Source organism: Rothia sp. HMSC078H08, from assembly GCF_001808955.1.
GTDB lineage: Bacteria > Actinomycetota > Actinomycetes > Actinomycetales > Micrococcaceae > Rothia.
Genome location: NZ_KV795256.1, coordinates 155,831 through 156,073 on the forward strand (window position 1 = coordinate 155,831; position 243 = coordinate 156,073).

The following is a 243-nucleotide window of genomic DNA, read 5'->3' on the forward strand; positions in this document are numbered from 1 at the left end:
CAATGAAAGTCCCTCCGAAAAGGAAGGGAAATGGGGTCTTCTCTCACCCGGCACGGATTCAGGTAACCACCCTCAATGAAAGTCCCTCCGAAAAGGAAGGGAAATGTCTTGTACCAGCCGCCGTGTCCCCAAGTGAAGTTCCCTCAATGAAAGTCCCTCCGAAAAGGAAGGGAAATTAAACGCCCGGGCCGGGGGTGCGGGAAATCCACGGCCCTCAATGAAAGTCCCTCCGAAAAGGAAGGG